At 69.4% G+C, this 26,211-nt stretch carries 26 protein-coding genes and 2 tRNA genes; 21 read left to right on the plus strand and 7 right to left on the minus strand.

Annotation, left to right across the window (positions count from 1 at the left end):
* The first annotated feature begins 3 nt into the window (after window positions 1–3).
* The 9 genes from pepN (VPH61_RS09490) (at window position 4) to VPH61_RS09530 (ending at window position 12,443) form a co-directional block, all read left to right on the plus strand.
* Window positions 4–2,571, plus strand: a complete 2,568-nt coding sequence (gene pepN, locus VPH61_RS09490; RefSeq protein WP_332063250.1) for an aminopeptidase N — start codon at window positions 4–6, stop codon at window positions 2,569–2,571.
* Between the two features lie 115 nt (window positions 2,572–2,686).
* A complete protein-coding gene (locus VPH61_RS09495) occupies window positions 2,687–3,598 on the plus strand; it encodes an ABC transporter ATP-binding protein (protein WP_332063251.1) in 912 nt (303 codons plus the stop codon).
* Window positions 3,595–4,446, plus strand: coding sequence for an ABC transporter permease (locus VPH61_RS09500; RefSeq protein WP_332063252.1), 852 nt, complete (start codon window positions 3,595–3,597; stop codon window positions 4,444–4,446). The genes VPH61_RS09495 and VPH61_RS09500 overlap by 4 nt, the downstream gene beginning before the upstream one ends.
* Before the next feature lie 10 nt (window positions 4,447–4,456).
* Window positions 4,457–5,791, plus strand: a complete 1,335-nt coding sequence (locus VPH61_RS09505) for a sensor histidine kinase (RefSeq protein WP_332063253.1) — start codon at window positions 4,457–4,459, stop codon at window positions 5,789–5,791.
* On the plus strand, window positions 5,788–6,471 hold the full coding sequence (locus tag VPH61_RS09510; RefSeq protein WP_332063254.1) for a response regulator transcription factor: 684 nt from the start codon (window positions 5,788–5,790) through the stop codon (window positions 6,469–6,471). Before VPH61_RS09505 ends, VPH61_RS09510 begins: the two co-directional genes overlap by 4 nt.
* Window positions 6,472–6,514: 43 nt before the next feature.
* The gene (pepN, locus tag VPH61_RS09515; RefSeq protein WP_332063255.1) at window positions 6,515–9,100 is read left to right on the plus strand and encodes an aminopeptidase N; all 2,586 of its coding nucleotides are present in this window, start codon (window positions 6,515–6,517) and stop codon (window positions 9,098–9,100) included.
* A gap of 11 nt (window positions 9,101–9,111) precedes the next feature.
* Window positions 9,112–10,218: a mechanosensitive ion channel family protein gene (locus VPH61_RS09520; RefSeq protein WP_332063256.1), complete on the plus strand. Its 1,107-nt coding sequence runs from the start codon at window positions 9,112–9,114 to the stop codon at window positions 10,216–10,218.
* Window positions 10,215–10,679: a globin gene (locus VPH61_RS09525; protein ID WP_332063257.1), complete on the plus strand. Its 465-nt coding sequence runs from the start codon at window positions 10,215–10,217 to the stop codon at window positions 10,677–10,679. Before VPH61_RS09520 ends, VPH61_RS09525 begins: the two co-directional genes overlap by 4 nt.
* Before the next feature lie 78 nt (window positions 10,680–10,757).
* Entirely contained in the window at window positions 10,758–12,443 is a 1,686-nt protein-coding gene (locus tag VPH61_RS09530) for an FAD-binding dehydrogenase (protein ID WP_332063258.1), read from the plus strand.
* A 27-nt stretch (window positions 12,444–12,470) separates the two neighbouring features.
* On the opposite strand, the gene VPH61_RS09535 is transcribed toward VPH61_RS09530, so the two are convergent.
* A complete protein-coding gene (locus VPH61_RS09535) occupies window positions 12,471–13,151 on the minus strand; it encodes a hypothetical protein (RefSeq protein ID WP_332063259.1) in 681 nt (226 codons plus the stop codon).
* A 93-nt stretch (window positions 13,152–13,244) separates the two neighbouring features.
* Here VPH61_RS09535 and VPH61_RS09540 point away from each other — a divergent pair, with 93 nt between their 5' ends.
* The 3 genes from VPH61_RS09540 (at window position 13,245) to VPH61_RS09550 (ending at window position 15,252) form a co-directional block, all read left to right on the plus strand.
* Window positions 13,245–14,138 carry an acyl-CoA thioesterase gene (locus VPH61_RS09540; RefSeq protein WP_332063260.1) on the plus strand — a complete coding sequence of 298 codons (894 nt, stop codon included), beginning with the start codon at window positions 13,245–13,247 and terminating at the stop codon, window positions 14,136–14,138.
* Window positions 14,139–14,233: 95 nt separating this feature from the next.
* A complete protein-coding gene (locus tag VPH61_RS09545; RefSeq protein WP_332063261.1) occupies window positions 14,234–14,713 on the plus strand; it encodes a QcrA and Rieske domain-containing protein in 480 nt (159 codons plus the stop codon).
* 2 nt (window positions 14,714–14,715) lie between these two features.
* Window positions 14,716–15,252 carry a hypothetical protein gene (locus VPH61_RS09550; protein ID WP_332063262.1) on the plus strand — a complete coding sequence of 179 codons (537 nt, stop codon included), beginning with the start codon at window positions 14,716–14,718 and terminating at the stop codon, window positions 15,250–15,252.
* 52 nt (window positions 15,253–15,304) lie between these two features.
* Here VPH61_RS09550 and VPH61_RS09555 read toward each other — a convergent pair whose 3' ends face one another.
* The 4 genes from VPH61_RS09555 to ssb all read right to left on the minus strand — a co-directional run bounded on the left by VPH61_RS09555 (window position 15,305) and on the right by ssb (window position 18,668).
* Complete coding sequence (locus VPH61_RS09555) at window positions 15,305–15,781, minus strand: acyl-CoA thioesterase (RefSeq protein WP_332063263.1); 477 nt, start codon at window positions 15,779–15,781, stop codon at window positions 15,305–15,307.
* Window position 15,782: 1 nt separating this feature from the next.
* Window positions 15,783–17,465: an energy-dependent translational throttle protein EttA gene (gene ettA / locus VPH61_RS09560; RefSeq protein WP_332063264.1), complete on the minus strand. Its 1,683-nt coding sequence runs from the start codon at window positions 17,463–17,465 to the stop codon at window positions 15,783–15,785.
* 5 nt (window positions 17,466–17,470) lie between these two features.
* Window positions 17,471–17,935 carry a DUF6993 domain-containing protein gene (locus VPH61_RS09565; RefSeq protein ID WP_332063265.1) on the minus strand — a complete coding sequence of 155 codons (465 nt, stop codon included), beginning with the start codon at window positions 17,933–17,935 and terminating at the stop codon, window positions 17,471–17,473.
* Between the two features lie 124 nt (window positions 17,936–18,059).
* Entirely contained in the window at window positions 18,060–18,668 is a 609-nt protein-coding gene (ssb, locus tag VPH61_RS09570) for a single-stranded DNA-binding protein (RefSeq protein ID WP_332063266.1), read from the minus strand.
* 201 nt (window positions 18,669–18,869) lie between these two features.
* Here ssb and VPH61_RS09575 point away from each other — a divergent pair, with 201 nt between their 5' ends.
* The 3 genes from VPH61_RS09575 to VPH61_RS09585 all read left to right on the plus strand — a co-directional run bounded on the left by VPH61_RS09575 (window position 18,870) and on the right by VPH61_RS09585 (window position 21,036).
* On the plus strand, window positions 18,870–19,877 hold the full coding sequence (locus tag VPH61_RS09575) for an aldo/keto reductase (RefSeq protein ID WP_332063267.1): 1,008 nt from the start codon (window positions 18,870–18,872) through the stop codon (window positions 19,875–19,877).
* A 170-nt stretch (window positions 19,878–20,047) separates the two neighbouring features.
* Entirely contained in the window at window positions 20,048–20,305 is a 258-nt protein-coding gene (locus VPH61_RS09580; protein WP_332063268.1) for a hypothetical protein, read from the plus strand.
* 74 nt (window positions 20,306–20,379) lie between these two features.
* Window positions 20,380–21,036: a hypothetical protein gene (locus tag VPH61_RS09585; protein WP_332063269.1), complete on the plus strand. Its 657-nt coding sequence runs from the start codon at window positions 20,380–20,382 to the stop codon at window positions 21,034–21,036.
* A gap of 33 nt (window positions 21,037–21,069) precedes the next feature.
* Here VPH61_RS09585 and nadE read toward each other — a convergent pair whose 3' ends face one another.
* On the minus strand, window positions 21,070–21,891 hold the full coding sequence (gene nadE, locus VPH61_RS09590) for an ammonia-dependent NAD(+) synthetase (RefSeq protein WP_332063270.1): 822 nt from the start codon (window positions 21,889–21,891) through the stop codon (window positions 21,070–21,072).
* Window positions 21,892–22,017: 126 nt separating this feature from the next.
* Between nadE and VPH61_RS09595 the strand changes: the two genes are divergently transcribed.
* The 6 genes from VPH61_RS09595 (at window position 22,018) to VPH61_RS09620 (ending at window position 25,862) form a co-directional block, all read left to right on the plus strand.
* On the plus strand, window positions 22,018–23,238 hold the full coding sequence (locus tag VPH61_RS09595; protein WP_332063271.1) for a cation:proton antiporter: 1,221 nt from the start codon (window positions 22,018–22,020) through the stop codon (window positions 23,236–23,238).
* Between the two features lie 30 nt (window positions 23,239–23,268).
* Window positions 23,269–23,341, plus strand: a tRNA-Arg gene (locus VPH61_RS09600).
* 113 nt (window positions 23,342–23,454) lie between these two features.
* A complete protein-coding gene (gene orn / locus VPH61_RS09605; RefSeq protein WP_332063272.1) occupies window positions 23,455–24,075 on the plus strand; it encodes an oligoribonuclease in 621 nt (206 codons plus the stop codon).
* Window positions 24,076–24,118: 43 nt separating this feature from the next.
* A tRNA-His gene (locus VPH61_RS09610) sits at window positions 24,119–24,194 on the plus strand.
* Window positions 24,195–24,227: 33 nt separating this feature from the next.
* Entirely contained in the window at window positions 24,228–24,575 is a 348-nt protein-coding gene (locus VPH61_RS09615) for a metallopeptidase family protein (RefSeq protein ID WP_332063273.1), read from the plus strand.
* Between the two features lie 24 nt (window positions 24,576–24,599).
* Window positions 24,600–25,862, plus strand: coding sequence for a hypothetical protein (locus tag VPH61_RS09620; protein ID WP_332063274.1), 1,263 nt, complete (start codon window positions 24,600–24,602; stop codon window positions 25,860–25,862).
* Window positions 25,863–25,881: 19 nt separating this feature from the next.
* Here the strand turns inward: VPH61_RS09620 and VPH61_RS09625 are convergent, their stop codons facing one another.
* Complete coding sequence (locus tag VPH61_RS09625; protein ID WP_332063275.1) at window positions 25,882–26,136, minus strand: hypothetical protein; 255 nt, start codon at window positions 26,134–26,136, stop codon at window positions 25,882–25,884.
* Between the last annotated feature and the right edge of the window lie 75 nt (window positions 26,137–26,211).

Consider the following 26,211-nt stretch of genomic DNA (forward strand, 5'->3'; position numbering starts at 1 on the left):
GACGTGCCCGGAGAGAACCTCACCCGAATCGAAGCCGAGGAGCGTGCTGCGCTCGTCTCGGTGCGCGACTACGACGTCGTGCTCGATGTCACCACCGGTCCGGAGGTGTTCCGCAGCCAGACGACCGTGCGGTTCACGGCCACCGCGGGTGCGTCGACGTTCATCGACGCCATCACGGCGGCCGTGCACTCGGTCACCCTGAACGGCGTCGAGCTCGACCCCGCAGAGGTGAGCGACGGCGTGCGCATCCAGCTGCCGAACCTCGCTGCCGAGAACGAGCTCGTCGTCGTCGCCGACGGCCGCTACATGAACACGGGCGAGGGCCTGCACCGCTTCGTCGACCCCGCCGACGGCGAGGTCTACCTCTACACGCAGTTCGAGGTGCCCGACTCGCGCCGCATGTTCGCCGTGTTCGAGCAGCCCGACCTGAAGGCCGAGTTCAAGTTCACGGTCACCGCGCCGTCGCACTGGCAGGTCATCTCGAACCAGCCGACGCCCGAGCCCGAGCTGCACCCCTCGGGCCGCCGCGCCGACGACGTCTCCACGGCCACGTGGGCGTTCGAGCCGACCCCGCGCATGTCGAGCTACATCACCGCACTCATCGCGGGCCCCTACGACGTCGTGCGCGACGAGCTCACGAGCTCCGACGGCCGGGTCATCCCCCTCGGCGTGTTCAGCCGCAAGAGCCTGTCGCAGTACCTCGACGCCGACTACATCTTCGAGAAGACGAAGCAGGGCTTCGAGTACTTCGAGGCGAAGTTCGACGTGCCCTACCCGTTCACGAAGTACGACCAGCTCTTCGTGCCCGAGTACAACGCCGGCGCGATGGAGAACGCGGGCGCGGTGACCTTCACCGAGGTCTACGTGTTCCGCTCGAAGGTCACCGACGCGATCAAGGAGCGCCGGGTCGTCACGATCCTGCACGAGCTCGCGCACATGTGGTTCGGCGACCTCGTCACCATGAAGTGGTGGAACGACCTGTGGCTGAACGAGTCGTTCGCCGAGTGGGCGTCGACGATCGCCACCGCGGAGGCCACCGAGTGGCACCACGCGTGGACGACCTTCAACTCGATGGAGAAGAGCTGGGCGTACCGTCAAGATCAGCTTCCCTCGACGCACCCGATCGTCGCCGAGATCCGCGACCTCGAAGACGTGCTCGTCAACTTCGACGGCATCACGTACGCCAAGGGCGGATCGGTGCTGAAGCAGCTCGCCGCCTGGGTCGGCATCGAGGCGTTCTTCACGGGCGTCTCGGCGTACTTCAAGAAGCACGCCTGGGGCAACACGACCCTCGCCGACCTGCTCGGCGAACTCGAGGTCGCCAGCGGCCGCGACCTGTCGGCCTGGTCGAAGCTCTGGCTCGAGACCGCGGGTGTCAACACCCTGCGGCCCGAGATCGCCACGGATGACGCGGGCACGATCACCGCTTTCACCGTGCTGCAGTCGGCGCACCCCGACTACCCGACGATCCGCCCGCACCGCGCCGCGATCGGCTTCTACAACCTCGTCGACGGCGCGCTCGTTCGCGAGCACCGCGTCGAGCTCGACATCGACGGCGAGCGCACGGATGTCGCGGAGCTCGTCGGGCTCGCACGTCCCGACCTCGTGCTGCTGAACGACGACGACCTCGCCTACGCGAAGATCCGTCTCGACGAGGCGTCGCAGCAGGTGGCGATCGCGAACCTGTCGAAGATCGAGGATCCGCTCGCCCGCGCCCTCGTCTGGAGCTCCGTCTGGGACGCCGTGCGCGACGCCGAGACGAGCGCGAGCGACTACCTCGAGCTCGTGCTCGGCAACATCGCGAGCGAGACCGAGTCGACGACGCTGCGCATCATCCTCGCGAACGCGCAGCTCGCCGCGAGCTCGTACGTCGCCCCCGAGCACCGGGCCGAGGCCCGCCGCACCCTCGCCGACGGCTTCTGGAAGCTCGCGCGCGAGGCCGCGGCCGGCAGCGACGCCCAGTTCCAGTTCGTGAAGGCCTTCGCCTCGATCGCCGAGGCCGGCTCGCACGTCGACGACCTCGCCGGCCTGTTCGAGGGCTCGATCACGCTCGACGGCCTCGACGTCGACACCGACCTCGGCTGGGAGCTGCTCATCGCGCTCGTCGCCGCGGGCCGCGCCGGCGACGCCGAGATCGACGCGCGCCTGGAGTCGGACAAGACCGCCACGGGCCAGGAGTCGGCCGCGCACGCACGTGCGGCGACCCCGACCGCCGAGGGCAAGCAGCGCGCGTGGGCATCGGTCATCGATGTCGACACGGCGACGAACTCGGTCGTGCGCACGACCGCGACCGGCTTCGTGCGCGCCGACGACCAGGCGCTGCTGACCCCGTTCATCGAGCGGTACTTCGGCATGCTCGACGGCATCTGGAAGAGCCGCAGCTACGCGATCGCCGAGAAGCTCGTCGACCTGCTCTACCCGGCGCCGCTCGCGAGCCGTGCACTCGTCGAGGCCAGCCACGCCTGGCTCGCAGCCAACACCGACGCGGCACCCGCACTGCGCCGCCTCGTCGTCGAGAACGTCGCCGGCGTCGAGCGCGCACTCGCCGCGCAGGCGCGCGACGCGCAGTAGCACCCGGCACGACCGCTCAGGGCGGGTCGCCGTGGTACCCCGGTACCACGTCGGCCCGCCCTGAACCATTCTTCAGACGGATGTCCCGGGCACGCCCGATCCGTAGCGTTGAAGCATGATCACGGCAGAAGGGCTCGTCAAGCGCTACGGCGCGAAGACCGCCGTCAACGACATCAGCTTCACCGTCCGCCCCGGGCAGGTCACGGGGTTCCTCGGACCGAACGGCGCGGGCAAGTCGACCACGATGCGCATGATCGTCGGGCTCGACCGCCCGAGCGACGGTCGCGTCACGGTCAACGGCAAGGCGTACGCGGCCCACCGCGCTCCGCTGCACGAGGTCGGCGCCCTGCTCGACGCGAAGGCCGTGCACACGGGTCGCACCGCCTACAACCACCTGCTCGCGATGGCCGCCACGCACGGCATCGGCGCGAGCCGCGTGCGCGAGGTCATCGAGCTCACCGGCCTCGAGTCGGTTGCCCGCAAGCGTGTCGGCGGCTTCTCGCTCGGCATGGGCCAGCGACTCGGCATCGCCGCTGCGATGCTCGGCGACCCGTCGACGCTCATCCTCGACGAGCCGGTCAACGGCCTCGACCCCGAGGGCGTGCTGTGGGTGCGACAGTTCGTGCGCCACCTCGCGTCCGAGGGCCGCACGATCTTCCTCTCCTCGCACCTGATGAGCGAGATGGCCCTCACCGCCGACCACCTCATCGTGCTCGGTCGCGGCGAGATCATCGCCGACGCACCCGTCGCCGACATCATCGCCGGCGGCACGCGTCCCCGCGTGCTCGTGCGTTCGCCGCACGCGTCGCAGCTGGCCGACCTGCTCGCCGCCCCCGAAGTCGCGGTGATCCGCTCCGAGGCAGGCGTGCTCGAGGTGACGGGAGTCGTGGCATCCGGCATCGGCGACCTCGCCGCCCGGAACGGACTCGCGATCCACGAACTCACCCCGCTCAGCGCGTCGCTCGAGGATGCCTACATGGCACTGACCGCCGACGCCGTCGAATACCGCACGGAGGCAGTCCGATGACCACGACCACCCCGCAGTTGGCGCACCCCTCGCAGCGCGCACACTCCACCTCGCTGTCGTTCGGCGGTGTGCTCCGCTCCGAGTGGATCAAGCTCCGCAGCCTCCGCTCGACCACGTGGTCGTACCTCATCGTCATCGCGATCTCGCTCGGCATGGCGCTCATCATGTCGCTCAGCATGGGCGACATGAACGGCGGTGCAGGCGCCTCGGGGGTGCCCGCCGCCGAGCAGGACTCCCTCATCGTGCAGTCCTCGGTGTTCGGCGTCTTCTTCGGTCAGCTCGTCGCCGGCGTGCTCGGCGTGCTCGTCATCAGCGGCGAGTACTCGACGGGCATGATCCGTTCGACGCTCACGGCCGTGCCGAAGCGACTGCCCGCCCTCGCGGCCAAGGCGGTCGTGCTCTTCGTCGCGACGTTCGTCGTGGGTCTCCTCGCCAACCTCGGGGCGTACATCGTCTCCTCGATCGTGTTCGCGGGCATCGACGTCTCGGCGAGCCTCACCGACCCGGCCGTGTACCTGCCGATCCTCGGCGGGGCGCTCTACCTCGCACTCGTCGCGGTGTTCGCGCTCGGTGTCGGCACCATGCTCCGCAGCAGCGCGGGTGGTATCGCCGCGGTCCTCGGTCTCATCCTGCTCGTTCCGACGGTGCTGCAGATGATCCCCGCCGAGTGGGCTCACGATCTCATCCCGTACCTCCTCCCGAGTGCAGGCCTCGGCATCTTCACCTCGACGACGGCGGAGCCCACCGCCGACGCGTTCGGCGCCTGGCTGAACCTCCTGATCGTGCTGGCATGGGTGGGGGCATCCATCGCCGGCGCCGCAGTGCTTCTGAAGCGACGGGACGCGTAGAGTCCAGTCCATGACGGAAGCACCCATCTCCCCCGGCTACCCGGCTTCGGTAGTCGGGGGAGAACTTCGTCTGCCGAAGCCGCCCGGCGTCGTGCGTCAATTCTGGGCGCGGCATCCGTGGCTCACCGACTCGCTGATCACGGCGCTGTACTTCGTGCCGACCTTCTTCGGCTCCATCGCGACGCTCTTCGCCTCCACGCCTCCGCCACCCTGGGTCACGGTCGCGCAACTCCTCGCCATCGTCGTGGCGGCCGCTGCGATCTTGCTCTTCCGTCGCAGGGAACCCTGGCTGCTCGTGGCCATCGCCTGGCTCGTCTGCCTCGTCGTGTACCCGTTCGGATCCACCGACGTGTTCCCGTTGCTGCTCGCCCTCTACGCACTCGCGGTGTACGGCTCGACGCGCGCGGCCTGGATCGGGTTCGCCGGCTCGGTCGTCGTGACGACAGCCTCCTCGTACATCTCCGTCTGGGCGCACGCCGATGACACGGTGGCTCCGTTCGGCGCGAACGCACCGGCATCCGCTTCGCAGTTCACCGTGCTCCTGCTGATCGCGACCCTCATCGGAGTGACCGTCGGCAACCGTCGCCGCTACCTGAACGCCCTCATCGCCAGGGCCCACGACCTCGCCCGGGAGCGCGACCAGCAGGCGCAACTCGCCACCGCGGTCGAGCGCTCGCGCATCGCCCGCGAGATGCACGACATCGTCTCGCACAGCCTCACCGTCATGGTGACGCTCGCCGACGGGTCGGCGGCGACCGCCGGCCGCGACCCCGAGCGCGCCGCCGAGGCGATGCAGCACGTGGCAGACACCGGCCGCGCCGCCCTCGTCGACATGCGACGCATGCTCGGGGTGCTCGCCGAGCCCGACGCGACGTCGGAGCACCCCGAAGAGCTCGCCCCGCAACCGGGCACGGCGGCACTACCCGTGCTCGTGGATCGATTCCGCGCCGCCGGGCTGCCGGTGCAGCTGACGACGGTGGGGCCGCCGATCGCCGACTCGAACCTGCAGCTGACCGTCTACCGCATCGTGCAGGAGGGGCTCACCAATGCGCTGCGATATGCCGCGACCGCGCACCGCGTCGACGTGACCGTCGAGCATGCCGACGACATGGTGCGCGTGGACGTGATCGACGACGCCGACGTCGCCTCGACGTCCGAGCTCACGAGCGGCGGCAAGGGCCTCGTCGGCATGCGCGAACGGGTCGCCCTCTACGGCGGCACCCTCGAGGCCGGGCCGGGCCAGCAGCGGGGCTGGCGCGTGCGCGCCGAACTCCGTGCCGACGAGAACTCGCCACCAGCCGACGCCGCCACCTTGAATTCCGACGACACGGAGGACCACGCATGAGCAACGACCGGCCCATTCGCGTCGCCATCGCCGACGACCAGTCGCTCGTGCGCATCGGGCTCCGCATGGTGCTCGAGGCCGAGCCCGACCTCGTCGTCGTCGGCGAGGCCGGCGACGGACGCGGTGCCCTCACGCTCGTCGACTCGCTCGAAGTCGACGTCATGCTGATGGATGTTCGCATGCCCGAGGTCGACGGCATCGCCGCGACCCAGGCGATCGTGGCGAGCGGGAAACCGACCCGGATCCTCGTGCTGACGACCTTCGACCTCGACGAGTACGCCTTCGCCGCGATCCGTGCAGGGGCGAGCGGGTTCCTGCTGAAGGACACCCGGCCCGCCGAGCTGGTCGGCGCGATCCGAACCGTGCACGCCGGAGAAGCCGCGCTCTCGCCGCGCGTCACCCGCCGCATGATCGAGCTCTTCGCGGGCGAACTGCCCGGCACGGCCGCTCCGAGCCAGGCACCCGGGCTCGACTCCCTCACGCCCCGCGAACACGAGATCCTCGTCGCCATCGCCGAGGGGCGCAGCAACCCAGAGATCGCCGAGCAGTTCTTCCTCTCGGAGTCGACCGTGAAGACCCACGTCGGCCGGGTACTGCAGAAGCTCGACGCGCGCGACCGCGTGCAGCTCGTGATCTACGCCTACGAGCACGGGCTGCTTCCCATGCCCGGTTCGCCCTGAGTCAGTAGGCTGACGGGGCAACGAACCCCACGGAGGCCCCTGCATGCCCGCTGCCGATCTGACCCGAATCGAAGCCGAACAGCGCGCACAGGTCGTGCGTTCACCGCGCTACGAGATCCGCCTCGACCTGTCGGGAGCGGGCGACACGTTCCGCAGCGAGACGCTCGTCTCGTTCGACGCCGAGCCGGGCGCCTCGACCTTCATCGAGGCATGCACGACCGAAGTGCACGAGATCTCCCTGAACGGCAAGCCGCTCGACCCGGCTGCCGTCAGCGACGGCACGCGCATCAGCCTCGACGGCCTTGCCGCCGGGAACGAGCTGCGCGTCGTCTCGACGGCGGCGTACACGAACACCGGCGAGGGCCTGCACCGCTTCGTCGACCCCGTCGACGGCGCGACCTACCTGTACACCGAGTTCGCGGTCGCCGAGGCGAACCGCGTCTTCGCCGTCTTCGACCAGCCCGACCTGAAGGCCTCGTTCACGTTCACGATCATCGCTCCCGCGGACTGGACGGTGCTGAGCAACGCTGCGACGCCCGAGCCGGCTCCCGCCACGCAGGTCGTCGGGAGCTCAGCCGACGCCGTCTCGACGTGGTCGTTCGAACCCGGCCCCGTCATCTCGAGCTACATCGTCGCGATCATCGCGGGCCCCTACGCCGCGTGGCACGGCAGCGCACGCAGCGTCGACGGTCGCGATATCCCGCTGGGTGTGCTGACGCGAGCCTCGCTCGCGCAGCACGCCGAGCCCGAGGTCATGTTCGAACTCGTGCAGGCGGGTCTTGCGTTCTACGAGACGGCGTTCGGCGTGCCCTACCCCTATGGCAAGTACGACCAGATCTTCGTGCCCGAGTACAACTGGGGCGCCATGGAGAACGTCGGGGCGGTCACGTTCAACGAGTCGTACCTGTTCCGTTCGCGGGTCTCCGACGCGCGGCGCGAGCAGCGCGCGATCGTCGTGCTGCACGAGCTCTCGCACATGTGGTTCGGCAACTCCGTCACGATGAAGTGGTGGAACGACCTCTGGCTGAACGAGTCGTTCGCGACGTGGGCCTCGACCCTCGCGACCGCGGCGGTCACCGAGTTCACGGGCGTCTGGGCCACCTTCGCGAGCGATGAGAAGACGCACGCCGCCGAGCAGGACCAACTGCCCTCGACCCACCCGATCGTGGCGCCGATCGAGAATCTGGGCGACGTCGAGGTCAACTTCGACGCGATCACCTACGACAAGGGCGCCTCGGTGCTGAAGCAACTCGTCGCCTGGGTCGGCCTCGACGCCTTCCAGCAGGGCGTCGGCGCCTACCTCACCGCCCATGCGGGCGGCAACGCCACGCTCCGCGACCTGCTCGACGAGCTCGAGACGGCGAGCGGCCGCGACCTCACGCGGTGGTCGTCGCTCTGGCTCGAGACCGCGGGCGTCAACACGCTGCGTGCTGTGGTCGAGACTGATGCATCGGGCACGGTCACCGCAGCGCGTGTCGAGCAGAGCGCGGCTCCGGGGCATCCGACGCTGCGCCCGCATCGCCTCGCCCTCGGATGCTACGAGCTCCGCGACGGCGGTCTGGTGCGCACGAACCGCATCGAACTCGACATCGACGGCGCCGTGACCGAGGTGCCCGAGCTCGTGGGGCTCTCGCGGCCCGACCTGCTGCTCGTGAACGACGACGACCTCACCTACGCGAAGGTGCGGCTCGATCCCGGCTCGTTCAGTGTCGCGATCGATCACCTCCCCGAGCTCACCGACCCCGTCTCGCGAGCCGTCGTGCTCGGCTCCGCATGGGACGCGCTGCGCGATGCCGAGGTGCCGACGATCGACTTCGTGCGCCTCGTCATCGGCAGCATCGGGCACGAGACCCAGTCCGCGGCGCGCGGGCTCGCCCTCGCACGGCTCGAACTGGCGATCGGCCGCTACCTCGCCGATGAGCACCGCGCACAGGTCGCCGCCGAGGCCGGTGACGCCGTCTGGGCGCTCGCCGAGCTCGCCGAGCCGGGCTCCGACACGCAGCTGCAGTTCGTCAAGGGGTTCACCCGCATCGCTTCCACCGCGGCGCACGCCGACGTGCTCGGGAGCCTCCTCGACGGATCGATCAAGCTCCCGAGGCTCGACATCGACCTCGACCTGCACTGGGAGCTCGTGGTCGCGCGCGCCACGCTGGGCGCTGCATCCGACGAGGAGATCGACGGAGCCCTCGCGCGCGACGACACGGCGAAGGGTCGGCTCCTGGCCGAGACCGCCAAGGCCGCCCGCCCCGACCAGGCGGTCAAGGATGCCGCGTGGCGCCGGGTCGCGACGGACGCCTCGCTGTCGAACGACCTCGCCCGCGCGATCGCCGACGGCTGGCAGCGCACCGCCCAGCCCGAACTGCTCGCGACGACCGCGACCGAGTACTTCGCCATGCTGCAGGGCGTCTGGGCGAGCCGGAGCTTCACGATGGCCTCCCTCATCGTGAAGCGGCTGTACCCGGCACCGCTCGTCTCGCCGGAGCTCGCGGTGATGACCCGCGAGTGGCTCGAGGCGAATCCGACGCCTGCGCCGCTGCATCGGCTCGTCTCTGAACAGCTCGACGAGCTCGAGCGGGCGCTCGCCGCACAAGCGCGGGATGCCAGCGAGCTCTCGGGCGCGGCTCACTAGACTTTCACACCATGTTCGGTTTCCAAGATCCAGATCCCACGCCGGTCAGCGGCGACTTCTGGGCGGGCATCGTCGACTACTGGGTCGGCAACTGGGATGTCGTGCTCGGGAACCTCATCTCGATCATCTTCATCGTCGTCTTCGCCCTGCTGATCCGGTGGGTACTGCACTTCGTCATCGAGCGGATCGTCAAGCAGGTCGTCACGGGCGTCAAGAAGAAGCAGGACGTCACCGACACCCAGGCGCTGCAGGCGTCGCCGCTCGCCGCCGTGCGTCTCGTGCAGCGCACGAGGACGCTCGGCTCCGTGCTCACGAACATCGTCAACGTCACGCTGTTCATCGTGGTCGTCTTGCTCATCGTCAACACGATCAATCCCACGATTCTGAGTTCCTTCGCGCTGCTCACCGCGGCCCTCGGGGCGGGACTCGGCTTCGGGGCGCAGAACATCGTGAAGGACGCGCTGAACGGCATCTTCATGGTCGTGGAGGACCAGCTCGGCGTCGGAGACGTCGTCGACCTCGGCCCGGCGACCGGCATCGTCGAAGAGGTGCGCATCCGCGTCACGAAGATCCGCGACGTGAACGGCACGCTCTGGTTCGTGCGCAACGGCGAGGTGCTGCGCGTCGGCAACATGTCGCAGGGCTGGGCCCGAGTCATCGTCGATCTCGCGGTTCCGTACGACGTCCATGTCGACGAGGTCGAGGCGACGCTGCTGCGCACCGCCACCGAGATGGCGCACTCCCCCAAGTGGCGCTCGCGCGTGCTCGAGAAGCCCGAGGTCTGGGGCCTGGAGTCGGTGACGGCCGAGGCCCTGGTCATCCGCGTGGTCATGAAGGTGCGCTCCTCCGCGAAGGACGACGTGGCGCGCGAGCTGCGCATGCGCCTGAAGCACGCGCTCGACGAGATGGGCGTGAAGCTCCCGAGCCTGAACAGCGTCGTGCTGGCCGGATTCGAGGGCGCGACCCGGGTCAAGGGCGCGAAGCCGCCGAAGACCACCCCCAACGCCGTCGTCGCCGCGGGCGACACGGGAGCTGCCGCTGCCCGCGCGGCCGTCAAGAAGCCGCGCGCCCCCCGGGCACCGAAGCCGCCGGCACCGCCGGCCGGAGGAGCATCATGAGCGAGCAACTGCCGACCGAGGCATCCGGCGCACCGCAACCTGCGAACGTGCCGCTGCGCGGCACCGAGCACGGTTCGGCGCTCGGCCCCTCGTTCTACGAGACCGTCGGCGGTCGCCCGACCTTCGAGCGGCTCGTGGCGGAGTTCTACCGCGGCGTCGCCGACGACCCGGTGCTGAAGCCGATGTATCCCGAAGAGGATCTCGGCCCGGCCGCCGAACGCCTCACGATGTTCCTCGAGCAGTACTGGGGCGGACCGGGCACCTACAGCGAACAGCGCGGCCACCCACGTCTGCGCCTGCGGCACCAGCCGTTCAAGGTGAACCCCGATGCCCGCGACCGTTGGCTCCTGCACATGCGGAACGCGATCGACTCGCTCGACCTGCCGCCGCTCGCGGAGGAGACCCTGTGGGACTATCTCCAGCGAGCCGCCTACGCGATGGTCAACACGTTCGACGAGTAGCAGCACCCGCACGACCCCGCCCGAACCCCTGCACGATCCCCTGCACCGCCCCTCACCACCCGAGACGAAGGAGTCCTTGTGGCCGCCTCCCCCACCCCTGACGCGACCGAGCGCACGCAGAAGCCGGCCGACGCCATCGTCGTCGGCGCCGGACTCTCCGGTCTCGTCGCCGCCGCCGAGCTCGTCGACGCCGGCAAGCACGTCATGATCGTCGATCAGGAGCCCGAGGCGAGCCTCGGCGGCCAGGCGCACTGGTCGTTCGGCGGGATCTTCCTCGTCGACTCGCCCGAGCAGCGCCGGATGGGCGTGAAGGACTCGCTCGAGCTCGCGAAGCAGGACTGGGACGGCACCGCCGGATTCGACCGCGACGAAGACGAATGGGGACGGCGCTGGGCCGACGCCTACGTCGAGTTCGCTGCCGGCGAGAAGCGAGCGTGGCTGCACGAGAAGGGCGTGCGCTTCTTCCCGATCGTGGGCTGGGCCGAGCGCGGCGGCTACAACGCCATCGGCCACGGCAACTCCGTGCCTCGGTTCCACATCACCTGGGGCACCGGGCCCGGGGTGCTCGCGCCGTTCATCGCGAAGGTGAAGGCCGGCGAGGCCGCCGGGCTCGTCGAGTTCCGCCACCGCCACCGCGTCGACGAACTCGTCGTCGAGGGCGGCGCCGTCGTCGGCATCCGCGGCGCCGTGCTCGCACCCGACACTGCGGGCCGCGGCGAGCCCTCGAATCGCGACGAGATCGGGGAGTTCGAATTGCGCGCGCCGGCCGTCGTCGTCGCCTCCGGCGGCATCGGCGGCAACCACGAGCTCGTGCGCCAGTTCTGGCCGAAGCGTATGGGCACACCGCCGAAGTCGATGATCTCGGGCGTGCCCGCCCACGTCGACGGCCGGATGCTGCCGATCACCGAGCGCGCCGGCGCGCGGCTCGTCAACGGCGACCGCATGTGGCACTACACCGAGGGCATCACCAACTGGGACCCGATCTGGCCGATGCACGGCATCCGGATCCTGCCCGGCCCGTCGTCGCTGTGGTTCGATGCGACCGGCAAGCGGCTGCCCGTGCCGCTCTTCCCGGGCTTCGACACCCTCGGCACGCTCGAGCACATCGCCGCGACCGGTCACGACCACTCGTGGTTCGTGCTCACGCAGAAGATCATCGAGAAGGAGTTCGCGCTCTCGGGCAGCGAGCAGAACCCCGACCTCACCGGCAAAGACGTGAAGCTCCTGGCTCAGCGGATCCGCTCCGGCGCGCCCGGCCCGGTCGAGGCGTTCAAGCAGAACGGCGTCGACTTCGTGGTCGCCGACACCCTCGACGAGCTGTTCGACGGCATGCGCGCGCTCTCACCGGATGCCGAGCTCGACACTTCCAACATTGAGCGCGAGATCGTCGCCCGCGACCGCGAGGTCGACAACGAGTTCACGAAGGACCTGCAGCTCACGGCCGTTCGCGGTGCTCGCAACTACCTCGGCGACAAGCTCATCCGCGTGGCGACCCCGCACCGGATCCTCGACCCCAAGGCCGGACCGCTGATCGCGGTGAAGCTGCACATCCTCACGCGCAAGAGTCTCGGGGGCATCCAGACCGATCTGGACTCGCGCGCACTCGGCGCCGACGGGTCGCCGGTACCGGGCCTCTACGCGGTCGGCGAGGCTTCCGGCTTCGGCGGCGGCGGCGTACACGGCTACCGCGCGCTCGAGGGCACGTTCCTCGGCGGATGCCTCTTCACGGGGCGGGCCGCCGGGCGGGCGATCGCGAAGCTCTGACGCCGCTGCGACCCGGCGCCGCGAGCCCTACGCCTTCAGGGTCCAGGGCTTGCGGCGCACGAGCACGTGCCCGCGACGCGACGAGAGGCGGGTCCACGGGCCCGTCTCGAAGAGCTTCACCTCGTCGTCGCCGAGGAAGCCGAGACTGTAGGCGGCGAATGCTGCGCCGGTCGGGATGTACTCGGCACCGTCGACGCCGCGCCCCCACACCTCTGAACGCACCCGCTGTACGAGCTGCTCCCCCGTGCCGGCCGGGATCGCCTCGGCGACCTCGTCGATACCCGCTCTGGCCGCAGCCTCGAGCGTCGCGGCATCCGTCGTGCCGAGCGGTCGCCAGCCGCCCCGAGGCGGTGAGATGCCCGCCCAGGTGACGGTGTTGACCTCGGGTGGCCGCGACATCGAGACGGGGCGCGAGTCGTCGTCTTCGCCCAGTTCGCCCCGCGCCCGCACGATGCGCTCGACGAGCGAGCGCATCGGCACGACCGAGTCGAACTCCTCGTCGTCGGCGAGCGCGAAGGTGCGGAGGCCGAGCACGGTGGGGCTCTCGTCGAGGATGCCACGTGGGTACAGGATCGCGGTGTACACGGCGAGGATGCCGGAGCCCGCGATGAGGCGCACGGAACCGTCTTCGACGCGTCCTGCGCGCTGCAGGTAGGTATGCAGGTCTCCGAGCGACAGGCTGTCGGCGAGCGTGAGTTGTTGAGCCATCTCCTGTCTAAACTACCAACAGAGCGCCGCCGCCCCGGCGGTCACACGCTCAGAGGGTCACGAGCGGTCACCGACCACCGACACGGAGGAACGATGAACGGTCCGATCGACGGCCTGCTGAGCACCCTGCACCTCACCGACACCGGCGCTCGCACGACTGAAGACATCTTCACCGGGCCGTCGCAGTGGATGCCGCTCGGGCGTGTCTTCGGCGGGCAGGTGCTCGCCCAGTCGCTCATCGCCGCGATGCGTACCGTCGACGACGACCGCACGATCCACTCGATGCACGGCTACTTCCTGCGACCCGGTGACGTGGCTCACCCCATCACGTTCAGCGTCGATCGACTGCACGACGGCCGCTCGTTCTCGACCCGCCGCACGCACGCGTACCAGAACGGCGTGCCGATCCTCTCGCTCATCGCCTCCTTCCAGACCGAAGACGAGGGAGTCTCGCACCAGGTGGAGATGCCGGCCGACCTCCCCGATCCCGAGACGCTGCCGTCGACCGCCGACGTGCTCGGCGCCTTCGACCACGACATCGCCCGGTACTGGTCGAACGAACGCGCCTTCGACGTGCGGCACGTGCCCTCACCCGTCTACCTCAGGGTCGACGGTGAGCGGGTGCCGCGCCAGGCGGTGTGGATGAAGGCCTTCGGCCGCCTGCCCGACGACCTCAACATGCACCGGGCCGCGCTCGCCTACGCGAGCGACTACTCGATCCTCGAACCCATCCTGCGTGCGCACGGCGTCGCGTGGGCGACACCCGGCTTGAAGGTCGCGAGCCTCGACCACGCGATGTGGTGGCACCGCGACGCCCGCGTCGACGAATGGCTGCTCTACACGCAGGATTCCCCGTCGGCCAGCGGCGGCCGCGGCCTCTCGCTCGGGCGCATCTACACTCGCGACGGCCTGCTGATCGCGAGCGTCGCCCAAGAGGGCATGGTCCGGGTGCCCGAGGCCGCCCGCTCGTCGGAGCCGACTGAATAGATCCTGTGGAATCCGTCGCCCCTCGCTGACGGTGACCCAGAATGGTGCCATGGGCGCTCGCGTTTGCGGGCGACGCGGACGAAGGAGTTCTGGCGATGACCGATCCCACCCGACGCACCATCCTCACCCTGGGTTCCGCAGGCGCCATCGGCGGCGCGCTCGCTCTCGCCGGTTGCGCAGCGGATGACCCGAGCCCGAGCGGCTCGGCGACGACGGCTCCGCCGAGCGTCGTCGAGGATCCGCCGACCGAGCCGACGGCCGCCCCCGACGCACCGGCTGTCGGTGAAGACATCGCCGCCGTCGCCGACGTCCCCGTCGGCGGCAGCATCGACGCGACGATCAACGGGGAGCCGGCGCTCATCGCGCAGCCCACCGCAGGCCAGGTCGTCGCGTTCAGCGCGATCTGCACCCATCAGCAGTGCGTCGTGGCCGCCGCCGGTGACGAGTTCCACTGCCCCTGCCACGGTTCGATGTTCGACGCGGCGACCGGCGACGTGATCCAGGGCCCTGCGCTCGAGGGCTTGGCGCCCATCCAGGTCGCCGTCTCGGGCGACCGCATCGTCGCCGCCTCCTGACGATGGACTACACCGTCGCGGGGCTGCCGCTGCACGTGCTGCTCGTGCACGCCGTCGTCGTGCTGACACCACTCCTCGGGCTCGTCCTCATCGTCATCTCGGCGTGGCCCGGCGCACGCCGCGTGCTGTGGCTGCCTGCGCTGATCGGCGCAGCCCTGCTGCTCCCCCTCGGACTCGTCACGATCGAGGCGGGCAAATGGCTCGAGGAGCGCGTGCCACCCGCGCCGCTCATCCAGGAGCACACAGCGCAGGGTGAAGACATCGTGCCGTGGATCGTCGCGCTGCTCGTGCTGGCCGTCGTCATCGCCGCGTGGGCACTCGTCGAACGCTCAGCACGTCGTCGTCACGGTGCGGCCGATGGCGACGCTTTGAACGGGCCTGCGCCGAGCCGCGGCATCCGCTTCGCCGTCGGCGCCGTGCTCACCGTCGCCGCGCTCGCGATCACCGCAGGCTCGACGTGGACGCTCGTGCAGATTGCGGAGGCGGGCAGCCGTGCCGTCTGGGAGGGCTCGTTCAGCGACGAGCCGCTCGAGGACTGAACCGACAGGCAGCTGCACCGCCGTGACTTCGATCGGCCGGCCGGCCGACGGTTCAGCGTCGGCGGAAGGCGAGCGGTTCGCCGAGGTACGGCTCCCACGCTGCACGCTCGGCTTGGCTGATGCGCCTCGGCCGCTCGGTCTGCGCATCGACCAGCACGATCGTCGTGACCGCTCGCGTGTAGAGCACTCGCGGCTCGACGCCGACCGGCGAATAGACCTCGTAGCAGACGTCGAGGCTGGCCCCGCCCATGTGACCGATCCAGAGTTCGATGTCAACAGGTTGCCGCTGGTACGGGATCGGCGCGAGGTATTCGACCTCCTGGCGTGCGATCAGCGTGATCGTCGTCGCGCCCGGGGTCGCGTCGAGCACCGCGGTCGATGCCCCCACGGCATGTTCGGACGTGTCGTCGCTCACCCAGAACGCCTGGATGCGAGCCTCTTCGAGGAGGCTCAGCATCCGGGCGTTGTTCACGTGCCCGTAGGCGTCGAGGTCGCCCCACCGCAGTGGAGTGGGCACGTGCAGGCGCATGTCAGTCCCTGGTGAGCTTGCGGTAAGCGGAACGATGCGGCTTCGCCGCGTCGGGGCCGAGCCGCTCGATCTTGTTCTGCTCGTACGACTCGAAGTTGCCCTCGAACCAGTACCAGTTCGCCGGGTCTTCTTCGGTGCCCTCGTAGGCGAGGATGTGCGTCGCGATGCGGTCGAGGAACCACCGGTCGTGCGTGATGACCACGGCGCAGCCGGGGAACTCGAGCAGGGCGTTCTCGAGGCTCGACAGGGTCTCGACGTCGAGGTCGTTGGTCGGTTCGTCGAGCAGCAGCAGGTTGCCGCCCTGCTTCAGCGTGAGCGCGAGGTTCAGTCGGTTGCGCTCACCGCCCGAGAGCACGCCGGCCTTCTTCTGCTGGTCGGGCCCCTTGAAGCCGAACTGCGAGACGTAGGCGCGCGACGGGATCTCGGTCTTGCCCACGATGATGTAGTCGAGGCCGTCGGAGACGACCTCCCACAGGTTCTTGTTCGGGTCGATGCCGCCGCGGCTCTGGTCGACGTAGGAGATGTCGACCGTCTCGCCGATCTTCAGCTCGCCGCCGTCGAGGGGTTCGAGCCCCACGATGGTCTTGAACAGCGTCGTCTTGCCGACGCCGTTGGGGCCGATGATGCCGACGATGCCGTTGCGCGGCAGGCTGAAGCTCAGGTCTTCGATGAGGATGCGTTCGCCGAAGCCCTTGCGGAGCTTCTTGGCCTCGATCACCTGCGCGCCGAGGCGCGGGCCCACAGGGATCACGATCTCTTCGAAGTCGAGCTTGCGCGTGCGCTCGGCCTCGGTCGCCATCTCTTCATAGCGAGCCAGACGCGCCTTCGACTTCGCCTGGCGGCCCTTCGCGTTGGACCGCACCCACTCGAGCTCTTCGGCGAGGCGCTTCGCGAGCTTCTGGTCTTTCTTGCCCTGCACCTGCAGGCGTTCCTGCTTCTTCTCGAGGTAGGTCGAGTAGTTGCCCTCGTAGGGGTAGAGGCGACCGCGGTCGACCTCGCAGATCCATTCGGCGACATGGTCGAGGAAGTACCGGTCGTGCGTGACAGCGAGCACTGCGCCGGGGTACTTGGCGAGGTGCTGCTCGAGCCAGAGCACGCTCTCGGCGTCGAGGTGGTTGGTGGGCTCGTCGAGGAGCAGCAGGTCGGGCTTCTGGAGCAGGAGCTTGCAGAGCGCGACACGGCGCTTCTCACCGCCCGAGAGCACGGAGACCTGCTCGTCGCCCGGCGGGCAGCGCAGGGCGTCCATCGCCTGCTCGAGCTGGGAGTCGAGGTCCCACGCGTCGGCGGCGTCGATGGCCTCCTGCAGCACGCCCATCTCGGCGAGGAGCGCATCGAAGTCGGCGTCGGGCTCGGCCATGGCCAGCGAGATCTCGTTGAAGCGGTCGAGCTTCGCCTTGATGGGGCCGACCCCCTCTTGCACGTTCTCGAGCACCGTCTTGGTCTCGTCGAGCACGGGCTCCTGCATGAGGATGCCCACGGAGAACCCGGGGCTGAGGCGCGCCTCGCCATTGGAGGGCTGGTCGAGGCCGGCCATGATCTTGAGGATCGTCGACTTGCCGGCACCGTTCGGGCCGACCACGCCGATCTTCGCTCCGGGCAGGAACGCCATCGTCACGTCATCGAGGATGACCTTGTCGCCGACCGCCTTGCGGGCGCGAACCATCGAGTAAATGTAATCAGCCATGTCGCCTACCAGTCTATGGGGCGAGTCTGACCGACGAGACAGGTGCCGGTGCCCAGCGGCGGGCGGACCGCGCCGTGGTATCCGCCCGATGCCGGTCCGTATTGCCCGACGAGGCATTCGCCCTGGAAGAGCACCGAGAACTGCACGGAGTCGGCCGCGAGGTCGACGGTCGTGCGGTCGGCGGTGACCTGCATCTGCGCTTTGTCGAATCCCGCTGCCACGAGCGCATCGATGAAGTCGCGCCCGCCGGCCGAGGCGTTCGCGGCGATGACGCCGCCGTTCACCCAGTCGAAGTAGGGCAGGTTCTCGCTCGCCGAGAGTTCGGGCCGGAACTCCGGCGCGGTCGGCGACGCGGTGCCGGGCATCGACGGCGTGGGCCGCGCCGTCGCCGGAGCGGTCGGCTGCTGGTCGTCGAACGTGCAGGCCGTCAGGCCGATGAGCATCGCGACCCCCGCGAATGCAAGGGCCACGCTGGTGCCGAACCGCCGTCTCATCGTTCCCCTCACCGGCGGTGGCGACCGCCCGAGCCGATTCTAGGCGGTACGCCCGCGAGGGCGGCTCGGGCGGGCCGGCGGATGCCTCGGACACCCCCCGTCAGCGAGCGAACGTCGATTCGAGCTCGGGAAGCACGAGGTCGTCGGCATCGGCGTCACCGTCGGCGGCCTCGTCACCGTCGGCGGCCTCGTCACCGGCCTCGGAGTCGAATCCGAGCGGTGGCAACGCCGAGGTGCCGGGCCAGGGGGACGCGCCGTCGGTCGTCGACTCGGAGCCGCCCACCGATGCCCCGAATCCTTCGACACCGTCGCCCTGCGAGGAGCCCGCTGCCGCGGCATCCGCTGGGCGTGCCGTTCGCACCTTGGAGTAGGTGCTCACGCACCAGGCGAGGTCGTGCCCGATGGAGTCGGCCTCGATCTCGACGGCCGTGCCCGACCGCTCGCCCGTCTCCCACGCTCGCAGCCGGAGTCGGCCGCGGATGATGAGACGCTCGCCCTTGCGGATCGAGAGGCTCGCGTTCAGGGCGAGCTGGCGGAACGTGGAGACCGTGTACCAGTTGGTCTCACCGTCTTCCCACGCGCCCTTCTCCCGGTCGAAGACGCGGCGCGTCGATGCGAGCCGGAACGAGGTGATGGCGAGTCCGCCGCTGGTGACGTGGTGCTTGGGATCGGTTCCCACGACGCCGGTCACGGTGATGATGTCGGTCATGTGCTGCACTCCTCAATCGGATGCCGCCGCGAGTCGACGGCACGCGGCTCCGGAGAGCGCTCGTGCCGGATCAAACCCCGGAGCCGCGTTCCGTCAGCATCACGGCGCGCCGAGGCATCCGGATGTCGCATGCGAAAGCCGTGCACGAAGCCCGCCGTCACGCGAATGTGGAGGACGAGTCGGCGACCCTAGAGTTGCTCCATGAGCTATGTCGCCCTTCCCGAACGCTACGACAGCATGCGCTACAACCGAGTCGGCCGCAGCGGCCTGAAGCTGCCAGCGCTCTCCCTCGGCCTCTGGCACAACTTCGGCCACGAACGCGCCTACGACACCCAGCGCGCGATCGTGCGCCGTGCCTTCGACCTCGGAGTCACGCACTTCGACCTCGCCAACAACTACGGGCCGCCTCCCGGCAGCGCCGAGGTCAACTTCGGCCGCATCCTCGCCGACGACCTCCGCCCCTACCGCGACGAGCTCATCATCTCGTCGAAGGCCGGGTACGACATGTGGCCCGGCCCGTACGGCGACTTCGGCTCGCGCAAGTACCTGCTCTCCTCGCTCGACCAGAGCCTCGGGCGCCTCGGCCTCGACTACGTCGACATCTTCTATTCGCACCGGCCCGACCCCGAGACGCCGATCGAGGAGACGATGGGCGCCCTCGCGAGCGCCGTGCGCCAGGGCAAGGCGCTCTACGTCGGCATCTCGAACTACGACCCCGACCAGACGCGAGCCGCGGCCGCCGCGCTCGAGGCCGAGGGCGTTCCTCTCCTCATCCACCAGCCGCGCTACTCGATGTTCGACCGTCACATCGAAGACGGCCTGTTCCCGGCGCTCGAAGAGGTCGGCGCCGCGAGCATCGTCTTCTCGCCGCTCGCGCAGGGGCTCCTGACCGATCGCTATCTCGGCGGCGACGTGCCCGCGGGGTCGCGAGCGGCGACCAGCCGGTTCCTCTCCCCCGACCGCATCAGCGGCGAGTACCTCGAGCGCGCCCGTGCTCTCGACGCCATCGCGAAGGAGCGCGGCCAGTCGCTCGCCCAGCTCGCCCTCACCTGGGTGCTGCGCCAGCCGCTCGTCGCGAGCGCGCTGATCGGGGCCTCGAGCGTCGCTCAGCTCGAGCAGAACATCGCCGCGCTCGACGCGGCACCGCTCACCCAGGAGGAGATCGAAGGCATCGAGCCCTTCGCCGCGCACGGCACCGTGCTCGGCTGAGTCGTTCAGCAGCGTCGCTTTGGAGTGCCCGGCCGGGGTTGGCCGGGCACTCTCCGTCTCGGCGGCCGACGCAGCCACCCCGGCCTCCTTCGATACCCCGAGCGGATGTCGGTGGCCCGCCGTACTCTCGTGACACACCGCAGGGCCGGCTGCACACGAGAGGAGTCGACATGTCCGCCATCGCCTCGTTCGCAACGCGCACTCGCGAACCCTTCCCCGACGTCGTGCCCGGCCTGCAGATCTCACCCGCAGCGCCCGGCCTGTGGCGGGTCACCCGCCCGCAGGGGGCCGTGCTCGGGCACATCGAGCAGCACGGCTTCGGCGACGAGGTGCGCTTCCGAGCGAAACGACTCGTCGCGGGCGGCATCCGCTCGATCGAGCTCGGCGAATTCTGGTCGTCGCGTGCCGCCGCCGAGCTGTTCCGCTGAGGTCGCACGACGTGTATTCGGGCACGCCGCCGTCGCTCGAAGACCGCGACGCGAGCCGGGGGTAATCTGCGGCCATGCAGTGGTGGAACGATCTCATCTCATGGCTCGACTCGAGCGCCTCGCAGCCCACGGTCTTCTCGGCCGTGGTGCTGTTCATCGCGGTGCTCGCCGCCGGGCTCCTCGCCGCGTGGATCTCGGGTCTCGCGATCAAGCGACTCGTCGCGCAGCGCGATCGTGAGTCGAAGGCCGCTGCGATCGCCGCACTCGTCGATGCCGCCACCGAGGCCTCCGTGTGGAACTCGTTGACGCCCCAAGAGCAGGTGCTCGCCGATCGCGCCGTCGGCCAAGCCGACATCGTCGTGCGACTCCTGCCGATCCGCGGATCGGATGTCGCGGCGAACTGGGCCGCCCACCAGTTGCACGAGCTCAAGCGGGCATCGGCGACGTTCGGGTACCAGCTCGACCCCGCCGTGGTGGAGTTCCGCGATCGCCTGCTCGAGTGGCAGCGCCATCCGGGGCGCACGCGCCGCCAGTTCCAGAACGACCTCGCGCGTTGGCGCACCCAGCGTCAGGATCCCGAGCAGGTCGCCGTCGAGCAACAGGACACCTGGGTCGCCGACCAGCACCAGCAGCGCTACCAGGGCAGCGTCACCATCGCCGACGAGAGCACGGACGCCGCGACGACCGCCACCACCGCGCCGGTCGCGCTGCAGGGCGAGCAGCAGCGCTGAGCCGACCTGCGCGCTGAGTCAGGCTGCGAGCGGTCAGCGCCACCAGTCGTCGAACATCGAGACCGGAACCGTGCGCTTGTGCCTGGTCTGCAGGAAGCGCGCCTCGATGCGTTCGGCGACGGCCTCGTCGATCTCGTGCCCCTCGAGATAGGCGTCGAGGTCGGCGTAGCTCAGGCCGAGGTTCGCCTCGTCGGACTGACCGGGGTTCGTGTCGAGCAGATCGGCCGTCGGCACCTTGAGATACAAGCGCTCGGGCGCCCCGAGGTGTTCGAGCAGTGAACGTCCCTGCCGCTTCGTGAGCCCCGTGAGGGGAAGCACGTCGGCTCCCCCATCACCGAACTTGGTGAAGAATCCGGTGATCGCCTCGGCGGCGTGATCGGTGCCGACGACGAGCATGCCGCCCTCTCCGGCCAGGGCGTACTGGGCCACCATCCGCATGCGCGCCTTGACGTTGCCCTTGCCGAAGTCGCTGAGCGGTACCCCGGTCGCCTCGGCGAAATCCTCGGTGAGCCCGTCGACACCGTCCTTGACGTTGAACACCACGGTCTCCTGCGGCTCGATGAAGTTCAGGGCCAGTTGAGCGTCGTCCTCATCACGCTGCACGCCGTAGGGCAGGCGCACGGCGATGAATCGCGCGGCGACGCCCTCCGCGCCGAGTTCCTCGACCGCGAGCCGGCACATTCGACCCGCGAGCGTGGAGTCCTGACCGCCGCTGATGCCGAGCACGAGGCCCTTCGCCCCGGTGGCGCGCACATAGGCCTTCAGGAAGTCGATGCGGGCTCGCACCTCTTCGGCGGGGTCGATGATCGGGGTGACGTTGAGTTCGGCGATGATTCGCGACTGCAGCTCTCGCATGACACGACGATACCGCTGACATGTTTCGGGCAGGCGACCGGATGAGCCGGTCCGCCGCCACGGCCCCGCGCACTCGCTCCGCTAGCATCACGACAGACGAACCTGCCGGCCTGAAACGGAGCGCCCATGGACATCTCGATCGGCACCATGGTGCTCGTGCCTGCGATCGCCGTCGCAGCACCCCTGCTCGTGCGCGCGATCGGCAGATGGGTGGCCATCCCGCTCGTCGTCTTCGAGATCGTGCTGGGCCTCGCCCTCGGCCCCGCCATGCTCGGCTGGATCGTGCCCGACGACTTCATGACCCTGCTCGCCGACTTCGGACTGGCGATGCTCTTCTTCCTCGCGGGCAACGAGATCAACTTCCGCGCCATCCGCGGTCGGCCGCTCAACCGTGCTGCGATCGGCTGGATCATCTCGCTCGCGGCCGGCATCGGACTCGCGACGCTGCTGGCGGCCGATCTGCCGGCCGCGGCGTTCATCGGCATCGCGCTGACGTCGACGGCGCTCGGCACGATCATGCCCGTGCTGCGGGACTCCGGCGACCTCGCCACCCCGTTCGGCGTCGCGGTGATCGCACTCGGCGCCATCGGCGAGTTCGGACCGCTGCTCGCGATCTCCATCTTCCTGAGCGGTCGCAGCCCCCTGATCGCCGCCGTCGTGCTGCTCTCGTTCGCCGTGATCGCCGGCATCGCCATCTGGATGGCCGCGAAGGGCGTCGGCAAGCGCATGCACCGGGTGATCACGGCGACGCTGCACACGAGCGGGCAGTTCGCAGTTCGGCTCGTGATCTTCGTGCTGCTCGCACTCGTCGCGCTCAGCATCGTGCTCGACCTCGACATGCTGCTCGGGGCGTTCACGGCCGGCGTCCTGTACCGACTGCTGCTCACCGGCGCCCCGGAACGCGACGTCGAGGTGGTCGAGACGAAGCTCGAAGCGGTCGGCTACGGATTCCTGGTGCCGGTCTTCTTCATCAACACCGGAGTCACCTTCGACCTCGAGTCGCTCTTCTCGGATGTGCGCACGACGGTGCTCCTGCCCGTCTTCCTCGTGCTGCTCCTCGTCGTGCGCGGCCTGCCGTCGCTTCTCTCGGCACCCAAGGGCTCGAGTCGCCGCGATCTCGTGGCGACGGCGCTGTTCGGAGCGACGGGGCTGCCGATCATCGTCGCCGTCACCGCGATCGGCGTCGACAACGGCGATCTCCCGAGCGGCACGGCGGCCGCGCTGGTCGGTGCCGGCATGCTCTCGGTGCTGCTGTTCCCCGTCATCGCCCTCGCGATCCGCAAGGGCCGATCGGATGACCCGGCTCGCGCCGCAGCGGACGATCCCTTCGTGCCCATCGAGGGCTGACTCGACTCGTCCCGGTATGCTGGCATCGCCGCCCCCGTAGCTCAGCGGATAGAGCAGGAGCCTTCTAATCTCTTGGTCGCAGGTTCAATTCCTGCCGGGGGCACCCTTGGTTTCGACCGCCCAGGTCGCTGCGCCGATGAGGGCTCGGTGGCGCCCCCGAGAGTCCGTCGCTAGCACCGGACCAGCGACGTCGGAGCACCCGGATAGACTCTCGGCATGCCTTCTTCGAGCGACCGCCTGGTCTGGATCGACTGCGAGATGACCGGACTCGACCTCGCGGTCGACGAGCTCGTCGAGATCGCCGTCGTCATCACCGACTACGACCTCAACCCCGTCGACGCCGGTCTCAGCATCGTGATCAAGCCCGACGCCAGCGCGCTCGAGAACATGGGCGACTTCGTTCGCGGAATGCACACGACATCGGGCCTGATCGAAGAGATCCCCAACGGCGTGAGCGTCGCCGACGCCGAGTACCAGGTGCTCGAGTACGTGCTGCAGCATGTGCCCGAAGAGCAGAAGGCGCCGCTCGCGGGCAACTCCATCGGCACCGACCGCGCGTTCCTCGCGAAGTACATGCCGCGCCTCGACGCGCACCTGCACTACCGCAGCGTCGACGTCTCCTCGATCAAGGAGCTCGCCAAGCGCTGGTTCCCGCGCGCGTACTTCAACTCACCCCAGAAGAACGGCGGGCACCGTGCCCTCGCCGACATCCTCGAGTCGATTCGCGAGCTGCACTACTACCGCCGCGCGGTCTTCGTGGTCGAGCCCGGCCCCTCGACGGCAGAACTTCAGTCGCTCTCGGCGACCGTCGTGAACGAGTTCGCCTCCAAGGTGTAGTAAGCTCGTCGAGTTGCCAGATCGCTTCGGCGGTCGACACATGGTGGGTATAGCTCAGTTGGTAGAGCGCCTGGTTGTGGTCCAGGAGGTCGCGGGTTCAAGCCCCGTTACTCACCCCAATACTTCTTCACCGCCTCCGATCGGAGCCGCTCGTGGAACTCGACGCCGAAGCCTTCGAGGCGATCGTCGTCGACGAGCTCGATCAGCTGCCCGATGACATGGTCGACGGTCTCGAGAACGTCGTGTTCGTCGTCGAAGACCGCCCCGAAGACGGATCGCTCGACCTGCTCGGCCTCTATGACGGCTATGCGTTGACCGAACGCGATCGCTACGGGTTCGGCGAGATGCCCGATCGCATCATCCTCTACCGCGAGCCGCTGCTCGCGATCTGCGCCGACGAAGACGAGCTCCGCGAAGAGATCCACGTCACGCTCGTGCATGAGATCGCGCACTTCTACGGCATCGACGACGACCGGCTCCACGAGCTGGGCTGGGCATGATCCGCGCCGGGTTACGCTGATTCCATGAGCCTGTCCCCCGGCCGCATCGTCGGCATCGCCGTCGGCGCGATCGCGATCCTCGGCATCGGGGTCTACGGTCCTGCGATGCTCCTCGGTCCGCTTCCGGCGGTCAGCGTGACGGTCGCCGATTCCGCCGGCGCGGCGCCCGACGACGGCTCGGCGACGGTGTCACTGCCCGCCGACGGTGCCAGCGCGATGGCCCTGCTCGCCGAGGACGGCGCCGCCACGACACTGGCCGTCGCCGGCGATGCGGAGCCCGTGCCGATCGGCGGCGCGGTGAAGCTCGTCACCGTGCTGGCCACCCTCGACTCGCTGCCGTTGCCGCCCGATGGCGCCGGCCCCGAGATCACGATCGGGCCCGACGACTACACCGACTACCTCCGCTACGTCGCCGAAGACACGCGCACCCTTCCCGTGCTGCCGGGGCAGAAGTGGACCGAACGCGACGTCGTGCGGGCCACGCTGCTCGCCTCGAGCAACAACCACGCCGACACGCTCGCTCGGTGGGCGTTCGGCGGCGTCGACCCCTACGTCGAGGCGGCCAACGCCTGGCTCGCCGAGAACGGCTTCACCGCGACCACGGTCGCCGACGCGACCGGACTCTCGGGCGACAACGTCGGCACCGCCGAAGAGCTCACCCGCCTCGCCGCGCTCGTGCTCGCAGACCCGAGCCTTGCGGGCATGTTCGGCATCGGCGACGCACCGGCAGTGGCCGGTGAACGCGACATCCCCGATGTCGTCGACCACCCGGCCGGCGCCGGCGTCCGCGCACTTGCACGCAGCTACACCGACCAGGCCGGCGTGAGCTTCATCTACACGACGACAGTGCCCGGGCTCGACGACCAGCCGCCGTACCGCCTCATCGGCGCCGCTTCGCTGATGCCCGACTACGAGACGCTCGACGCGGGGGTGGGCACGGCCGTCGCCTCGGCCGCCGCATCGGCCGTGCCGGTCGAGGTCATCACCGCCGGCACGCCCTACGCGAGCGTCGAGGCGGCGTGGGGCGACCGGGCCGAGCTGATCGCCTCGGTCAGCAGAACGGATGCCTCGTGGGGCGGCGGCGGCGCAGAGGCATCCGTCACCGTCGAGAACTTCACGACCGCAGCCTCGGGCAGCGATGTCGGGCGCATCACCTACGCGACCGCGAGTGGAGACGTCGCGTCACCGCTCGAACTGACGAGCGCGATCCGTGATCCGGGCCCGATCTGGCGCCTCACGAACCCGGCCGCGCTGATCGGCGCGTTCGTCGCCGACCAGCAGGACTGACCGGTCGCCGAGCCGCGCTTCAGTCGTTCTCGTCGTCGGACTCGACCGGGTCGGAGTCGTCGGCGTCGAACCGGAACTGCACGCGCACCTGGCCGTTGACCTCGCGCTCACCGACCGCGTCGTACCAGAACAGGGACTCGAGGCCGTCGACGGCGGCCATCATGCCGACCCGTTGCTCGGCCTTGCCGTTCACGAGGACGCGATGCTCGAACTCCCCCTCGAGCGGGCCGTCGAGGAACTCCGCGACGTACTGGGCTGCGGTGTCTGTGCTCATGTCACTACCGTAGACCCCGGGCTGCCGATGCGGCAGGTCCCGCATCGGCGGGGCATGACGGCGGCTCCTCGCCGC

Source organism: Agromyces sp. CCNWLW203 (assembly GCF_036576125.1).
Taxonomy (GTDB): Bacteria; Actinomycetota; Actinomycetes; order Actinomycetales; family Microbacteriaceae; genus Agromyces.

Coding starts and splice junctions, on each gene's coding strand:
- VPH61_RS09620 (WP_332063274.1), top strand. CDS start 24,600: ATGAGCCTGTCCCCCGGCCGCATCGTCGGCATCGCCGTCGGCGCGATC.
- VPH61_RS09495 (WP_332063251.1), top strand. CDS start 2,687: ATGATCACGGCAGAAGGGCTCGTCAAGCGCTACGGCGCGAAGACCGCC.
- VPH61_RS09585 (WP_332063269.1), top strand. CDS start 20,380: ATGCAGTGGTGGAACGATCTCATCTCATGGCTCGACTCGAGCGCCTCG.
- VPH61_RS09625 (WP_332063275.1), bottom strand. CDS start 26,136: ATGAGCACAGACACCGCAGCCCAGTACGTCGCGGAGTTCCTCGACGGC.
- VPH61_RS09575 (WP_332063267.1), top strand. CDS start 18,870: ATGAGCTATGTCGCCCTTCCCGAACGCTACGACAGCATGCGCTACAAC.
- pepN (WP_332063255.1), top strand. CDS start 6,515: ATGCCCGCTGCCGATCTGACCCGAATCGAAGCCGAACAGCGCGCACAG.
- orn (WP_332063272.1), top strand. CDS start 23,455: ATGCCTTCTTCGAGCGACCGCCTGGTCTGGATCGACTGCGAGATGACC.
- VPH61_RS09550 (WP_332063262.1), top strand. CDS start 14,716: ATGGACTACACCGTCGCGGGGCTGCCGCTGCACGTGCTGCTCGTGCAC.
- VPH61_RS09500 (WP_332063252.1), top strand. CDS start 3,595: ATGACCACGACCACCCCGCAGTTGGCGCACCCCTCGCAGCGCGCACAC.
- VPH61_RS09545 (WP_332063261.1), top strand. CDS start 14,234: ATGACCGATCCCACCCGACGCACCATCCTCACCCTGGGTTCCGCAGGC.
- VPH61_RS09525 (WP_332063257.1), top strand. CDS start 10,215: ATGAGCGAGCAACTGCCGACCGAGGCATCCGGCGCACCGCAACCTGCG.
- VPH61_RS09540 (WP_332063260.1), top strand. CDS start 13,245: ATGAACGGTCCGATCGACGGCCTGCTGAGCACCCTGCACCTCACCGAC.
- VPH61_RS09510 (WP_332063254.1), top strand. CDS start 5,788: ATGAGCAACGACCGGCCCATTCGCGTCGCCATCGCCGACGACCAGTCG.
- VPH61_RS09580 (WP_332063268.1), top strand. CDS start 20,048: ATGTCCGCCATCGCCTCGTTCGCAACGCGCACTCGCGAACCCTTCCCC.
- VPH61_RS09535 (WP_332063259.1), bottom strand. CDS start 13,151: ATGGCTCAACAACTCACGCTCGCCGACAGCCTGTCGCTCGGAGACCTG.
- VPH61_RS09595 (WP_332063271.1), top strand. CDS start 22,018: ATGGACATCTCGATCGGCACCATGGTGCTCGTGCCTGCGATCGCCGTC.
- VPH61_RS09520 (WP_332063256.1), top strand. CDS start 9,112: ATGTTCGGTTTCCAAGATCCAGATCCCACGCCGGTCAGCGGCGACTTC.
- nadE (WP_332063270.1), bottom strand. CDS start 21,891: ATGCGAGAGCTGCAGTCGCGAATCATCGCCGAACTCAACGTCACCCCG.
- ssb (WP_332063266.1), bottom strand. CDS start 18,668: ATGACCGACATCATCACCGTGACCGGCGTCGTGGGAACCGATCCCAAG.
- ettA (WP_332063264.1), bottom strand. CDS start 17,465: ATGGCTGATTACATTTACTCGATGGTTCGCGCCCGCAAGGCGGTCGGC.
- VPH61_RS09555 (WP_332063263.1), bottom strand. CDS start 15,781: ATGCGCCTGCACGTGCCCACTCCACTGCGGTGGGGCGACCTCGACGCC.
- VPH61_RS09505 (WP_332063253.1), top strand. CDS start 4,457: ATGACGGAAGCACCCATCTCCCCCGGCTACCCGGCTTCGGTAGTCGGG.